Here is a 14,994-nt window from a genome sequence, read left to right as displayed (position 1 = left end):
CGCGGTAAGCTCGAGCTGACTGTTCGGTTAGTAAATGTGGCGAGGTAATTATATTGCCCAGGTTAATCTCTACTAATGCCGCCGGAGCGTGTGAGAGCTGCAGATGTAATGTCCATCGGCGCTGTTGGCCACGGTCAAGCACATTATCGTTTCAGTCCTGAGCCAGGATAAGAGCTGCAACTTCCTGGTCCTGTGCCAGTTTGCTCGCCGCTAGGCCGGTGGCGACACCAACGCGATCAGGCGTAGGGCGGTTTTGGCTCATCTTGCGCTTGCCTTCTACCATAGTGATCGGGATGCGCACGCCGACGATTTCACGCAACTGGACGGCAATGAAATCCGCGGGAGCATCGCTGACGGCCCAGGGCGTCGCACGTGACATCTCATGGATATTCGTCAGACGCGTCACGATCTCAAGGAGGCGTTTAGGATCCTCGAAGAACTCAATCGGCCCATGGGCGTGGACCGCGATGTAATTCCATGTAGGCACCACGCGTTCAGTTTGACGCTTGCTTGGATACCAGGATGGTGTCACATAAGCCTCTGCGCCACTAAAGATCGCCAGAGCTTCTCCAATCGGGGCCGTGCGCCATTGCGGATTGCCCTTCGCCAAGTGCCCGTACAGCGCGCCGTGTTTGCCTTCGCTCTCATCGAGGAAGAGCGGAAGAGGCGTCGCAAGTGGCCCATCTGATGTCGCTGTGATCAGGTTGGCCAATCGGGCGCAGCGGATTGTCGCTCGAATGCTCTCGAGGTCGTAATCTCGAAAGTGGGCTGGTATGTACATAGAGGGTCTCCGGTGGCTGTCGTCCAGATAAAAACCGAAGTCACGAAGCTAGAAAACCGCCAGTTTCAGTAGCTCGCGTAGAGGTGCTCCGCTTTCTCTCTTGACGTGAAGTTTTCGGATTGTCTGGGACGTGACCTGCCACTAAGTATCTGTTCCAGAAGGCCTGGATCGTAGCGCAACTGTATCGCAACATTTCTCGTTCTGCCGCCGGTCCGACAGACTTTGAGACAATAACCGTAGCCATCCAGCGTACTGGCTCTAACTTACTTCAGATGAAGTTCGACGGATGTCTGGCACTTTGATTGGAGAGGATCTCACAGTTCTGCTTCAGAAAGTCGGTTTGAAGCTCAGGAGCCTCGGTGATCGCGCAAACGCGCCCGCAAGGACCTACCAAGAATGGTCGGTCGCACTGTTACGGGAAGTTAGTTATACTGTCGCTCTCAACGAGGGGGATCCGTGCCTTACAGTATTAGGTGTCATCGAACGGGGTTTAGCCGGAAGCATTTTTCGGTTCAAAGTGTGAGCGCAAGAGAAGCCCTGTGTAAGTCGGAGTGTCTTGAGAGATCGGGAGTAGACATAGACTATATTGATACTCCCTCAGGCGGACGTGTCGACCTCCGCACGCTCCGGAAGCTGGCTGAGACGGAGGGCGGCTTCGAACAAGAAATTCCCAGCCAATGATGGTGATCATACCTGTGCTTTCAGCAAAATACTCGAATATTTGAGCTCGCACCTACGAAGCCCTGTCACTTCAAAGCTGGCGCCTTCACGTTTCGATGCGATAGTACCTGGTGCATCGAGCGCGATGGTCTGCACCGGGGTCGTGTCGGTTTCGGCCTGGAATCTCAGAGGCACTTCTTCGGATACCGGTGGGCCGGCCAATTTGGGTTGTCTCGAATACGCGCATCGTTGCCTTCCCTAGCATCCATCAACTTCGCGCATATTCCACCATGCACAATAACTAATAAGACGAGCGGCTACTCCAGCGAGTTCAGTATTGCGAGCTGCCTCGGACTGCCACCGAAGCAGTGTCCCCTGCCGTTAAGATTGTTTCGTCGAGAAGATGCTGCGCATTTCAGGATGCGTTTAGAAGACCGTTCACAGTCTTCAAGCCGAGCCCGTCTTACGGCAGGATGCATGATCCGACGCAGCAGCCTAATCTGCACAGTAGGCGACCGTTGTTGAGCCACGAGCCTACGACAGCTTTCCGGGCCGGCAGCCTCAAGCCGAGACCTTACTCACCATAGCGAAGTACGTGCAGATTGCCGAGTGACGCGCACGTGAGGTGCGGCGCGGTTTTGGTCCGGCGCAAACGATCCATGCTTGCTTGGGCCTGCCAGTCCAGCTTCGCGAACTGTCCTAGACATGCACTAGTTCCGGCCCTTGACCTTGCGCGGCACTTAGCTAGCCGAGGCGCCACGCTGACATAAAGAGGATTTGCCGTCAGGGCCTGTGAAACAGGCAGTGTGATTTTGCTTTGGGAGGAGTTCCTGGTTCATAGTAGCCAGCGGGAGCGAAGATAAAACAGAAATCCGGACCGGGCAAAGCACCGGCAGTAAAAAGACATTAGGCGACAAAGCCGGCCGGCATTATTCGGCGGAAGAGAGGATCCGCATGGTGCTGTGCACGGAATGGAGAACATCTCGAGATCTGCCGCCCAGAAGGCATTGCCGCCTCGATGTATTACAGCTGGTTCAAGGAGTCTGACGACGGACGTCTGCTCTCAAACAAATGTCGACAACTTGACCCTGCAGCCCGCTACGAAGTCCCTGCTGAACCTCCAATTCTCAATTCGGCACGGCCCTTGCTTGGTTAGGGGTACCATCACGTATTGCTCCAGATACGGCGATGTTAGGGGCGGGCTCGGCGTCGCGAGCGTCTGGTCCGCCCCGCCGATTTGCTGCGGCTTGCGAATCCGGTGCCCAAGCGGCCATGCCATAGCCTTGAACACACGTTAGATCAGAGATGCAGACTGGAACGGTAGTCTCCTACAGTGTTGAGAAGGGCTGGGGCTTCATCAGACCCGACAACTGCGACGGCATGAATTTGTTCGTGCACATTTCGGGACCTTTGCGACTGCACAGGCGCTGATCTGGTGCCGGGGACGCGCGTGTCTTTCGATCGTCGCTTCAACAAACGCCGCTCGAAGTACAGAGCCGCCGAGGTCAGAGTAATCAATTGAGATGCCGTATTTTCTGAAGCACGCGTTGCTTATCATTTGATATCGGAAAGGCGATGCAGGAGCGCGTCCCTTGCAGGGCGCATTAAAATTGACGGCTTCCATTCTGTACGTTCAGGTCGATCTTCAGAAGAATCTTGCCCACTCCAAGACTCCTTTTGGCGTAGAGACGTGCCACCTGGATGCCGTGAGCAATCCTGGTCAAAATCGTTCAATGAAGCATCGAAGATGTTGGACAATTTTAGGACGCCGGGGTCATCTGACGGGAGCGTTTCGGCACGGAACTCGTACAAATACGATCGTCCCCAAACAACCGAAACTGGACGGCCGCGCCGATGGATCATACATGGATTCGGCGACGCCCGCGGTGACGCTCAGCGTAGTGCAGTCGACGATCTTGACGAGATCCTAGCCACGCCGCGTGTATTGGCCATCGGTATGTCTCAGACATGCCAACAACGCGGCGTTGAGCGTAGCGAAGATCAGACACGAACAGGCTATGGACGATGCGCGCTTTCACTTACTCGCTCTCGACATTAAGTTCGGCCAGCCGCTGATCGAGTTCTCGGATCGAGTTAACTACCTCGAGGCCGAACTCGCGCCAGCCCGCGACGGAGTCTTCGTCGGGAGTCCTACAATGAGGCGCCTTTGCTGGGTGCAATTGCGCAGCACCTCCAGCGCTTTGATGTCACCGTGATTGTTCCAGATCTTGCAGGAGAGCCAGATTTCGGCTGCGCGATTGGGGGTACTGGACGCGTTATCTTCACCGGCGGCCCGATCGCACAATTCCGTCGGTTTCTTACGCGCTACGGGCTCTGATGCTGCTGCCCTCACGACTCTTTGCCGCTTTCCACGGCCTTTTGTGGCCGTACTTGACGCCGATTTTGTTTCGCAAACGCCGCTTTCAGAATCGGGTTCCGCCTTACCGTCGTTACGTTGCTCAATCCGGCGAAATGCTATTGGCGCGCTCTTCTCCTGGGAGCGGCTGCCATACTGTCTTAGCGCCATGTGGTTTGGCGCGCTGGTGCCACTCGGCTCGACTGGGGGCGCGCTTCCTCATGCGGACTTAATCGAGCGGACATTGGCACTGTTTAACGAGCCGAGCGTTGTCGAGTCGAAGATTCGCATGCTCGAAGCGCTACTGTCCTCGTCCCTCGTCCATTGCGACTCGAATCAATCCGGACCTGACGCCTTATCGTGGAGGAATAGGGTGATCTGTTGCCGTACTCGAGCGCTCGTTCCTATCGACGAACAGATGCTCTTCAGATCGTCCCAGAGCTAGTTGGGGGATCAAGTCGGGCTGGAGGACAGGCGCAGTCCGCCCCTGCCATAACTTGCGGGATCGACAATGCTTGAAAGCAGAAATCCAAGACAGCGCGTCGGCCAAGTCGGCAGCGTCCTTCATCAAAAGCCCCGTGAAGATGACGTTGCCCTAGCATGCGGCCCGCCCGGTCACGACACCGATCACAGTCCATCCGAACCCATCGCGTCAGACCGCGTAGCGAGCTAATCTGGGTGAGAGCTCGATCGCGTTTTACCACTGTGCGTTTAGCCGACGCGGCGCTATGGATGCTTTGCCACTCAGACAAGTCTCGCGGATACCCATCTTTGTAGGATCGCCAGCCCACGGCCAATGACATCTCGCGTTTGCCAGCTCTTCTGCTGCTATGACTTGCGAGATATACTGGCCTAAAACCTGGCCCATCAAACAGGAGGGCGCATCCTCCTGGCACGATGATGATCTCGGCTAGCCCGGCGTAGGTTTCATACCTCCATTGCCTAGCTAACTACCGGGTTAACCCCTTTGATATTGACGGCAACGCGGGTGCGACTCGGCGCCTTTCCTCAAGAGAACTCGACGCTGTCCCTGCCGCGCCCACGCTGCCGGTGAAGTTAGCCCCGACGTGACTCGGCGCTTGTGCTGGTCCGAAAAAGCGCTGTCCCTACCACGCCCCACTAACTTCAGTGGCCAACCTTGCCATAACAACGCTAACCACCTCGCCTTCGCCGGAGTGTCTCAAGCTCCCACAGGCCGCGGAATTGTAGCGCCAAGAGCGATCAAGGGACGCCTACCAGGATTGGTGGCTGGCCTACGGCGTAAAGGCGCACTATCGGTATGGTAATGGCCGCATGAGATGGGCACATGCACATCAACACGATTGCCCGCGCCAAGCTTGGGCAACTACGGGCGCTCACCTCAGCCACGTAGAAAGGGCCCCGAGCATACCTGGCGAGGATGCAGACAAGCCGGCCCTACAACCGTGGTGATACGGGCGTGGCGTGTGCGATGCTACGAGCCGCATGCAGGTTGACGACGTGCTCAAGCTTTAACTCAGTGAGCTGCTGCCGGTTTAATGGACACCGGGTTCAGCTAAACCCGTCTTGCGCCCGAACTCAACCGGGCTGACATAGGCGTGGTGGAGTCCCTGCTGGGTCTTGTTGCAAAATCTTTCAGTTTAGCTGAACACTTTGGCGCGTGCCTCGTCTGGTTCTGTAGATCTTTCCTGCCGTCCGTTCGGTCTTGAGAAGATAAGACGCTCTCCGTGGCCGCATCGTCCCACACTTCCCGGAACGGCTCATGCTGCGCAGGATGCCATGGTCGGCCATCAGGCGCTAGAACTACTCGCTCGTGTGCCGGCGCACCAGTCGGGTGCTTCGCGATGATGGATGATACCTGGGCGACAAACGCTACTTTCAAGCCGCCACCAAATATCTCGCTGGCCGACGCATTCCTCGGGATCGCGACAGCAACTGATGCCGCATGGCCGGCGCTACGGGCGAGTCCTCATCAGTTCGGAGAGGTCGCCGGGCCCAAAGATATCCATTTGGCCCTGTTTAGACTACGCACCCTCACGATCCGCAAACAACATTGGGAAAACGGCCTTAAACTGGCTCCAAGGCTGCAAGCCAATCCCGCTGTCGACCGTGTTTTGCACCCAGCACTAGTTCCCCAAGCTTCGGTGGACATCAATGCCAATCACCCGTCGCATTCGCGACTCCTGCCAGACACGATGAGCCGAGAACTTAGGGCTGGTCGCCTCTGACACGCCGAGAGTGCGAATCCGTAGTTGTCGCGTCGCCCGCAGCTCCCGTCAGGTCATTTGGAACCGAGAGTTTTTAGGCGCGAGCAGCCTTTTCGGAGTTGTGCTGAAGCGATGCCGCGCGCTCAGCTAGCGAGCGTAGCAGGGACAGCGTGGGGTTCTCACTCACTCGAGGCGCCGAGGCACGTCCGCGCTGCTCAGGAGGCGACATGGTGCATCGACAGCTAGGAATCCAAGCCGAGGCACCGGAAGCACGGTGCGGGTAGCCCGATATACACACGACACATGCAGGCCGCATTGATATCACGCGGGCTGCGCTGCAGGATCAGCCGGTTCAACAGCCCGCAGAAGCTGGTGAGCGATTTCGGGCTCAACCGGCGGCTGCGGCTGTCGAGACTGGGAGCTGCCCATCACGGCCGGATCAGTAAGATCGACCGCAGTTATGCGCGCGCCATGCTAGTCGAGGGGGCCTTGGCTGCGCCCAAGGCACCCCGGTCCACTGCATGCGTTTGGTACTGCCGGTTCTGGCCGCGGCGGGCGATCTTAGCGATAGGCCATCGCACGCAGGTTAACTCCAGGGCCGCACGCCCATCTCACAGGTTGTCCATCACGGTCTGGGTGAGTCCTAGTGGCTCCAAGATTTCGTTGGCATAGGAGCAGCTTCGGCTATGCCAACGTATAGCTTTCGAAGGAATTCCTCCGCCGGCATTTATGAGGACACGATCACTGGGTAGCCGAGGCGACGCTATGGGGGGAGGCCATACAGTTGATCACACTTAAATCTGTTCAGATGAGTTTTCGTCATCCGGATTGGGACTGTACTGCGCATTCCAGAACATGAACGCGGAGATCGCAGAGCAAGCTTGGCAATGCGCTCGGCACGGAACAGGTTGGACGGGGCTGGCGGACAGTTCTTCTCTAGAACCGCATGAATTCAGGGCTAAGAGGTTAACTTGAAGGCGGCTCTCCGCTCTCCTCGCTGGACCAGACGGGAAGATGAACTGTTGCGCGAGCTTGTTGATGCAGGCGCGCCTGTGGAATCCATTTGCGAAACGCTCAACAGGCCCGAGCCGGAACTTCGGAGGCGTGGCTACTACATTGGCCTACCAAGGAAATGGTTTAAGCGAAGAGTCGCCCTCTGACGTTGAGGCCGCGCTCGACTGCGATCCTGGTGTTGGCAAAGTAAGGCGAGGCAGCCTCTTTCATTCAGCAAAAAAGGCGACGTCGACTTCCGGGCCCTCCGGCATATGACGATGGTAAGCGCGCATTTTGGCGCGCGGCTATGCGCTCACTCGGCCGCTGGCACGATCTGACGCGGGGCTGGCTTGATTGAGCCCGGCGATCGAACGTCAGCATCTTCGTCGACCCCATTCAGTTCGGACTGAACGAGGATCTCAGCACCTACACGTCCGACTTCTTGCAGGATGAGGGACTGTGCCGCGACGCCGATGTTGCGTTCCTCTTTGCGCCGGATGCACAGGAAGTTTATTCGAGTCATTTCGAGACGTTAATTGAACCGGGGGACCTCGCCAAACCTCTGTGCGGAGCCTTCAGGCCTGGACATTTTCGCGGTGTCGCGACTGTCGTATGCCAGTTGTTGAACATGGTGCAGCCCTGTTTTTTTGCCAGAAGGATTTTCAGCAATGCGCAGTCGTGCGTCGCATGGCGATTGATCTCAATCGCCCAATCGAGCTCTTCACCGTACCGACCGTTCGCGAGCAGGATGGGCTCGCGATGAGCCGTCGCAACCGGTATCTCGGCAAGGAAGAACGTCAGCGGGCCCTTGCGTTCAATCGTGGACTCTCCGCGCCGCGCTCGATGAATTCCGCTCGGGAGAAAGGCTAATTGCGATTGCCAATGCATTTAGAGACTGTTGACCGACTCCAGTATCTTGAACTTCTGGACGGTGACACGCTCAACGCCGCCCACAGTCCACTGCGACGCCCCGCGGCGCTTTGTGCAGCAGCCTACGTTGGATCGCCCGGCTGATCGACAACGTAATACTGGCGTTGCGCAACTCCGTAGCGCACTGCATAGCCAGCATTACGCAGCATATTGAGCTGGAAGAAGTGCTCAAGCCAACCGTTCCGACCGTGTTGGTACCAAGGGCGAACTCCGAGCAGACGTTGTTCAGCGAGTTAGCGATGCGAGAGGGGGCTTGCGGAATACTGTTAGGATCGAGAACTTTGCGTCTGGCAAGGTCACAAGTTTCGCGAGTCTGCGATCAGCGAGCGTTTCGACAAACCTTGGTATAGTGTTTTGCAGCCCATTCAATATTGCCCACTTACCTTTGTAGAGTTGAGCACCCGTCAGGTCGTTTGTACTTTCGATCTCGAACCCGGATCATTCGATCGACGGGCGGCGCGAAGCCCGAAGTGACGCCTTGCTAGAAGTCGTTGCGTTCCAATCAGGTGTGAGGACGAACATCTTGAGTCTGACCGTTGGCCGGCTGCACGCAAAAAAGACTAGGGGGCTGTGTCTCAAAAAGGTGCCCACTATTCGAGATCGCGATGAGTGATCAGAACAGCGCAACCAACCTGCATTCAAGCGACGAAGGTGAAGAAGCGGAGGATTGGGCACGCTATGCTCCGCAACGTGTGAGTCTTTAGAGTAGCCGATAATGCTTCCCTCATATTACGGGCTTTAGCGCAGTCGCCGCATTGATAATCATTGCCGCAATTTGCTGGCGTATTTGCATCCCCCTCTGGAAATGCGAGTCGAGATGGCGTTTACCGAGCTTTTCATCAAACGTCCGGTATTGTCTATTGTCGTCAGTCTCCTGATCCTGCTGGTCGGCTTTCGCGCGGCCACTGTGCTGCCGATCCGGCAATATCCCAAGCTGTCTAATACGGTCGTCAATATCACGACTTCCTATCCTGGCGCCTCCGCCGACATGATCCAGGGGTTCATCACGACTCCCCTGGAGCAGGCAGTCGCTTCCGCCGAGGGCGTCGACTACATCAGTTCCTCGTCAGTGCTCGGTACCTCGACGATCCAAGTTTACATCAAGCTGAATTTTGATCCCAACGAGGCGCTCACCGAGGTGCTCTCCAAGGTCAACTCAGTCAAATATTTGATCCCAAAGGAATCAAACGATCCGGTCGTCACCAAATCGACCGGTCAGGCCACCGCTGTCATGTATATCGCGTTCTCCAGCGAGGAATTGACGGCAAGCGCGATCTCCGACTACCTCTCGCGCGTCGTGCAACCCGTTATGTCAACCGTCGATGGTGTCGCAGCGGCAGACATCCTGGGCGTTCAGAGTTTTGCGATGAGGCTATGGCTCGATCCTGCGAAAATGGCGGGGCACGGCGTGTCGCCGGCTGAAGTTTCGGCTGCAATCGCCGCTAACAACTTCCAGGCCGCAGCCGGCCAGACCAAGGGCAATTTCACTATCTCCGATGTCACTGCAAACACGGATCTGCGGAGCGTCGATGACTTCAAGCGCATGATCGTCAAAGCCAATGACGGCGGCTTTGTGCGCATGGAAGACATTGCCGTAGTCGAGCTTGCCGCGCAGACCGCAGACATCAGCGTCGCCATGAACGGCGAGCACGCGGTCTTTATCGGCGTTCAGGCGAGCCCGCAAGGCAATCCGCTAAACATAGTGCGAGGCGTTCGGGCCCTGTTTCCCGACATCGAACGTAACTTGCCGCCTTCACTGAAGATGAAAGTTGCCTACGACTCCACCAAGTTCATTCAATCATCGATCGATGAAGTGGAGAAGACGCTCATTGAGGCCGTCGTTGTCGTGGTGGTGGTGATCTTCCTATTCCTGGCCTCGCTGCGGTCGGTCATCATTCCTGTAGTCACTATTCCTTTGTCGCTCGTTGGTGTCTGCAGCATGATGCTGGCGCTCGGGTTTTCATTGAATCTCCTGACCCTTCTTGCCATGGTTCTCGCGATCGGTCTCGTGGTCGACGACGCGATCGTGGTGGTGGAGAATATTCATCGCCATTTAGAAGAAGGTGCGCCGCCTGTCCAAGCTGCTACGAGGGGCGCGCGAGAGATCGTCGGCCCCGTTATATCCATGACGATTACCTTGGCTGCTGTATATGCCCCAATCGGATTTCTCGGCGGCCTCACCGGTGCGCTGTTCCGCGAGTTCGCGTTTACGCTAGCCGGAGCGGTAATCGTGTCGGGCGTGATCGCTTTGACGCTATCGCCGATGATGTGCTCGCTCTTCCTGCAGCGCGCTGAGGAGGGGCGGGTCGCAAGAGTTGTGAACCGCGGGTTCGGCGCCATGACACGATGGTACGGCCGCAAGCTCGACCGCTCGCTCGACTATCGTCCGATTACTGGGCTGTTTGCGCTGACCATGTTGGGCCTCGTCGGCTTTCTCTATATGAATATTTCCAAGGAACTCGCACCCGAGGAGGATCAAGGTATCGTATTCGCTCTCATCAAGGCGCCGAAATACGCCAATATCGACTACCTCGACTACTACGGGACCAAGCTTGAGAAAGCGTTACAGAAATTTTCCGAGACTGATTTGAGTTTCGTGCTCAATGGCGTTAGTGGCCAGCAGAGTGGCATGGCCGGCATGTTGCTCAAGCCATGGGACGAGCGCAAGCGATCATCGAGCGCCCTACAGTCCCTTGTCCAAGCCGAGCTGTCGAAAATCGAAGGGATTAACGCGTTTGCCTTTAGCTTGCCGCCACTTCCCGGCGGCTCTGGTGGCCTACCAGTGCAGATGGTGATCAATTCGACGCTTGGCTTCCAATCCGTCTACGAGCAAATGTCGAAGCTGAAAGATGCCGCGCGCAAGAGCGGCCTGTTCATGGTGAGCGACTCCGACCTCGAGTTCAACCAGCCGGTGGTACGAATCAAGGTTGATCGATCCAAGGCCAACGAGCTTGGCATCACCATGCAGACCATCGGTAGCGCGCTCGCCACCTTACTTGGCGGTAACTACGTCAATCGCTTCAATCTGCAGGGTCGCTCCTACCAGGTGATCCCGCAGGTGCCACGTGAGGAACGCCTGGCGCCGCAAGCAATCGGGAGCTATTATGTGAAGACTGCGACGGGGGCGATGCTCCCGCTGTCTACCGTAGTCTCCATCGAGACTGCGACCGATCCGAACGCGCTCACCCACTACAATCAGCTCAACTGCGCGACCTTTCAGGCTGTGCCGATGCCCGGCGTCACGATCGGTCAGGCTGTGGACTTCCTCGAAGCGGAGGCAAACAAACTGCCCACGGGTTTCAGCCACGACTTTCTCGCCGACGCCCGGCAATATGTGCACGAGGGCAACCAGCTGGCGATTACCTTTGCTTTTGCAATCATCATCATCTTCTTGGTGCTTGCGGCGCAGTTCGAAAGTCTGCGCGATCCCTTCATCATCATGATCAGCGTGCCGATGGCAATCGTCGGCGCCTTGATCCCGCCATTCTTTGGCTGGACGACTATGAACATCTACACCCAGGTCGGATTGTTGACACTGGTCGGGTTGATTTCCAAGCACGGCATCCTAATGGTTCAGTTCGCCAACGAGCTGCAGCTCAAAAAGGGGCTTGACCGTCGCTCGGCTATAGAAATAGCTGCGCGCGTCCGCCTGCGTCCAATCTTGATGACTACGGCGGCGATGGTCACGGGCTTCATACCCTTGTTGACTGCAACGGGAGCTGGCGCCGCGAGCCGCTTCTCGATTGGGCTCGTGCTCGTCGCTGGCATGTCTGTCGGCACGCTGTTCACGCTCTTCGTGCTGCCGGCGGTCTATGTCGCTATCGCGTCCGATCACGGTGCCGATGCAAGCTCCGGCCGCGCGAAGATTGCCGCCGAGCTCGGCCTCACCGGCGCTGCTGATGCCCAGCTGGCCGAGCAATGACGATAGATTCAAGCCAGTTCGCTCGGTGTGGTGAGCGGAGGAGCCTGCGACCGGTTCCGCTGGGGAGGAGAGAGTTGATGCTCGCCTGATAAAAAAGGCTTCGTCCTCCACCGAACGAGAGGTGAACTTTGGCTTCTTGGGTCCTGTCTTCAGATCACTGACGGAGCCGGGTCTCTTCCACTTGGCGACCGAGTTGGGATTGATCCCGTAGCGCTTAGCCAGCGCTCTTAAAGCTGTCTTGACTGTTTTGTATTACTCGACGGACCGCCTCCGCCGTGGTGGCGCAGCCGTGTAAAACTTGTCCTATAGCTTCCTTCGAATCGTGCGATAAGGATGCACCATCAAAGCCCGGTACTAAACATCTAGCGAACCTCACCCCGCGGTAAGCGCGCCGCAGGCAAGCGGACGACGATCTGGCTGTCCGTGATGTCGACGACTTCCTTGCGCTTCCTCCCGTCATCGTACCGCAATTCGAACGTCACTCCCGATGCAGATGGAGCAAAGGGCTCAGGCGTAAGGCTGATCCGCCCCTCCCCCAAATTCAGAATGATTGGTCGATCCGCCCGGAATCGGGCGTCGAGCAGGACCAAGTCCAATCGGAGAGACTGGAGGCGCACGTTGAGCCGTCGCCGCACGCCATCACGTGGCCAGATACGCAGGGTGTGAGCGAACGTCTCCATGGTGCCACCGTAACAAACCTGTCCAAAGATGGGATCGTCGGCAACGATCGTCGCGGCAGCGCGGACCGCCCCACAAAATCCCAGGTCGATCTCACACGAGTAATACCACGATCCACGGCGATGCGGCTGACCGAGCCATGTGGTCCCGCTCGGCGCCGGCTCGAAGCCGCCACCGGCCGCGCCGTCATTCTCCTCGCCCGGATACCAATAGCCATGACCGGCCGACGCAGGGCCGCTGTTCAGCAAAGCCCACGCGCTGAGTTGTGACGCATAGCCGAGACGAAGAAGCGGATGCGGGTCGTCTGCATCGTTCAGCGCATGATCAAGCAGCGCCCAGCCGCCCATCTGCGCCATGTAGGTCAGCGTATAGGCGTCGCCCGCAGTCCCGCGATAATCGCTGCCCAGGTAGTAATAAGCAGGTTCCAGCCAGCCACGGCAGAACAGGTTTGCAGCGATCTGGCGCTCCGCGAAGGCACGGGCTGCCGCCTTCGAAACCCCCATGGCGACAGGGTCGTCAAGGGCCGAGCGCGCCAGTGCCTGCGTTGATTCGAAGCCTGTGGAATCGAACGCATATTCCGACCCGAACAGGTCGGCCTTCGGATCGACGAAGGCGCGCACCTTACGCGCCCAGTGCGCCTCCAAAGTCGTCGCCTCGCGCATCAAGCCCGCCGTCTTGAGCGCCGAAACCAGTTCGGGGATCACACATTCGTTGTAAAAGCCGGTGTGGTAGGCAGACCACATCACCACGCGCATCGGCACCGTGAACATGGCCAGCGCCGTACCATAGGCGCGTACCAAATAATCTCGTGCGCTCTGGCGGGTGGGTATCGCGGGATGGTCACGCGCGATGCGGTGCATGGCCAAATACATCGCGAAGATGTGCGGATAGTCATAAGGCCGCCAGATATGCAGGCGACCCTTTGGGCCGGGATCGCGGCTTTCCCTGTTCTGCTTCCAATCGGGTATGCCGTAAAGGCCGTAGGCGTATGCCTCCTGTGTGGTACGTTGCAGCCCGCCCCAGACGAACGTATCTATATACCGATCCAGCGCCGCCACTTCCGCCACATCAGGATGCTCGGCATTCTTGGTCGCGAGGTAAGCGGGCTTGCTCAACCCGGGATCGTCGCACGTCACCTCGTAGATGCGCCAGCCCTTGATCCGGTCGTAATTGTCCGGGCCAAGCAGGACCTGCGTCTCCATATTCCACTCGCCAAACAAACTGTCGTACCATTTGGAAGGGTCACGATGCTGCCGCTTCACGATGAAGGTTGCGCGCTTCTTCATCATCGTCTCGACGGGCTCGGTAGCGAAGAATTCAAGAAAGGTCTGGCGCGCACCAGGCTGGTGCAGGGTCAGCCGGTTCTCGCCCAATCGCGAAAACCGGACCCGCCACAGTTGCCTGCCAGCCCGATCCGGCAACCGTTGCACCACCGTGTCGTCGGTAAATTCCGCTTCGATTCGCTCCACCGGAATGGAGGACGCGAGCGCGATGTCGACATGCAGGTCGTTGGGAACCGTCATGCCGGGCATTACTTCCACGTCCACCAGACCGGCGTTCGCGATAGCCCTGCGCGCCGCCTCGTAATCGGCAACCCACTGGAAGCGGAGACGGTAATGCCGTTGCTCGGCCGGCGACAGGGACAGGGAATGGGTCGGCTGTCGCCAGCGAGTCCCGCCCGCCACTGCCTCGCCGGCGGCCGCCCCACCCAAGATGTAGGCGCACCACGTCCCACTGGCTTCGGCCGAATCCTTGTGGACATCCCAATATTCCAGTGACGTGTCCGCGTCCGGTAAGAGCATGAGGAAGGGACCGGCGCTGTTGCCGCGAATCCAGAAGATGTGCGATCCATGCCCCGAGACGAAGCTGTGCTTCAAAACAGCCCCCGATACCGGTTGCCCTGCCGGAAAATCGGTGTTCATCGGCATGGGCAAATAGAGGTCGCCAACCTCCACGCTCGCCATGGCGTCGTTCTGCAGCATGATCTCCCACGTCAATCCAGCCTCGTCGACTGCGAGGCGGGTCGTGAGAAGGACACCGGCATCACGGGCTGCTAGTTCAAGGGCCGCGCTTTGCATCGGCTTCGTTGCATCAACGCTGGTTCGAAGCGTATGCCACTCGGAACCGGCACGGCGAACTCTAGCGTGAGCCGTCCCCAGCACGGCTCCAGGCAGAACATAATCCGTGTCATACGTATCGTTACGATAACGCAACGAGGTAATGCCGTCTTGTGTGCACCCAACGACGAAGGGAGAGTCGGCCGCCTCCAACACCATGGCAACGTTGCGCTGCGGCCGATTGGGTGTAGGCACCATAACGCCCCCGAACAACGCGCTACCCAAGAAGCTACTGCCCAACAGCATCGTACGACGCGTATACGTCCGGGCTTTAGACATGCCTTTGGTCTTCGTCAACTACCGTATCCGGTATCGCTACATACGGATGATCAAGGCGTGCCGTTTCCCGCCGTAAGCGTCAACGCGACAAA

5 protein-coding genes and 3 pseudogenes are annotated in these 14,994 nt (G+C 57.8%); 4 read left to right on the top strand and 4 right to left on the bottom strand.

The window, feature by feature from the left end; genetic code table 11:
- Window positions 1-151: 151 nt before the first annotated feature.
- Window positions 152-781, bottom strand: a complete 630-nt coding sequence (locus HZZ13_RS02050) for an FMN-binding negative transcriptional regulator (RefSeq protein ID WP_197957975.1) — start codon at window positions 779-781, stop codon at window positions 152-154.
- 4,530 nt (window positions 782-5,311) lie between these two features.
- Window positions 5,312-5,573: pseudogene (locus HZZ13_RS37590) on the bottom strand (IS3 family transposase); the annotation flags it as partial.
- A 47-nt stretch (window positions 5,574-5,620) separates the two neighbouring features.
- Between HZZ13_RS37590 and HZZ13_RS02040 the strand changes: the two are divergent.
- The 4 genes and pseudogenes from HZZ13_RS02040 to HZZ13_RS02025 all read left to right on the top strand — a co-directional run bounded on the left by HZZ13_RS02040 (window position 5,621) and on the right by HZZ13_RS02025 (window position 11,828).
- Window positions 5,621-6,004 (top strand): PLP-dependent transferase, encoded by a 384-nt coding sequence (locus HZZ13_RS02040; protein ID WP_197957973.1) that lies wholly within the window; start codon window positions 5,621-5,623, stop codon window positions 6,002-6,004.
- Between the two features lie 282 nt (window positions 6,005-6,286).
- Entirely contained in the window at window positions 6,287-6,655 is a 369-nt protein-coding gene (locus HZZ13_RS36655; RefSeq protein WP_246504249.1) for a transposase, read from the top strand.
- 694 nt (window positions 6,656-7,349) lie between these two features.
- Window positions 7,350-8,010, top strand: a pseudogene (locus HZZ13_RS36650) (pantoate--beta-alanine ligase); the annotation flags it as partial.
- A gap of 713 nt (window positions 8,011-8,723) precedes the next feature.
- On the top strand, window positions 8,724-11,828 hold the full coding sequence (locus tag HZZ13_RS02025; protein WP_197957972.1) for an efflux RND transporter permease subunit: 3,105 nt from the start codon (window positions 8,724-8,726) through the stop codon (window positions 11,826-11,828).
- A 95-nt stretch (window positions 11,829-11,923) separates the two neighbouring features.
- Here the strand turns inward: HZZ13_RS02025 and HZZ13_RS36645 are convergent.
- Window positions 11,924-12,135: pseudogene (locus HZZ13_RS36645) on the bottom strand (transposase); the annotation flags it as partial.
- A gap of 55 nt (window positions 12,136-12,190) precedes the next feature.
- Window positions 12,191-14,869, bottom strand: a complete 2,679-nt coding sequence (locus HZZ13_RS02020; RefSeq protein ID WP_246504279.1) for a DUF5695 domain-containing protein — start codon at window positions 14,867-14,869, stop codon at window positions 12,191-12,193.
- Window positions 14,870-14,994: the final 125 nt, after the last annotated feature.

Origin of the sequence: Bradyrhizobium agreste, from assembly GCF_016031625.1 — a bacterium.
GTDB classification, from domain to species: domain Bacteria; phylum Pseudomonadota; class Alphaproteobacteria; order Rhizobiales; family Xanthobacteraceae; genus Bradyrhizobium; species Bradyrhizobium agreste.
Note: the sequence above shows the minus strand (reverse complement) of the source record. Positions and strands in the feature narration are given on the sequence as shown.

Excerpts from the sequence above, each read along its gene's own strand:
- HZZ13_RS02050 (WP_197957975.1), bottom strand. The coding sequence starts at position 781 with ATGTACATACCAGCCCACTTTCGAGATTACGACCTCGAGAGCATTCGA.
- HZZ13_RS02040 (WP_197957973.1), top strand. The coding sequence starts at position 5,621 with ATGATGGATGATACCTGGGCGACAAACGCTACTTTCAAGCCGCCACCA.
- HZZ13_RS36655 (WP_246504249.1), top strand. The coding sequence starts at position 6,287 with ATGCAGGCCGCATTGATATCACGCGGGCTGCGCTGCAGGATCAGCCGG.
- HZZ13_RS02025 (WP_197957972.1), top strand. The coding sequence starts at position 8,724 with ATGGCGTTTACCGAGCTTTTCATCAAACGTCCGGTATTGTCTATTGTC.
- HZZ13_RS02020 (WP_246504279.1), bottom strand. The coding sequence starts at position 14,869 with ATGCTGTTGGGCAGTAGCTTCTTGGGTAGCGCGTTGTTCGGGGGCGTT.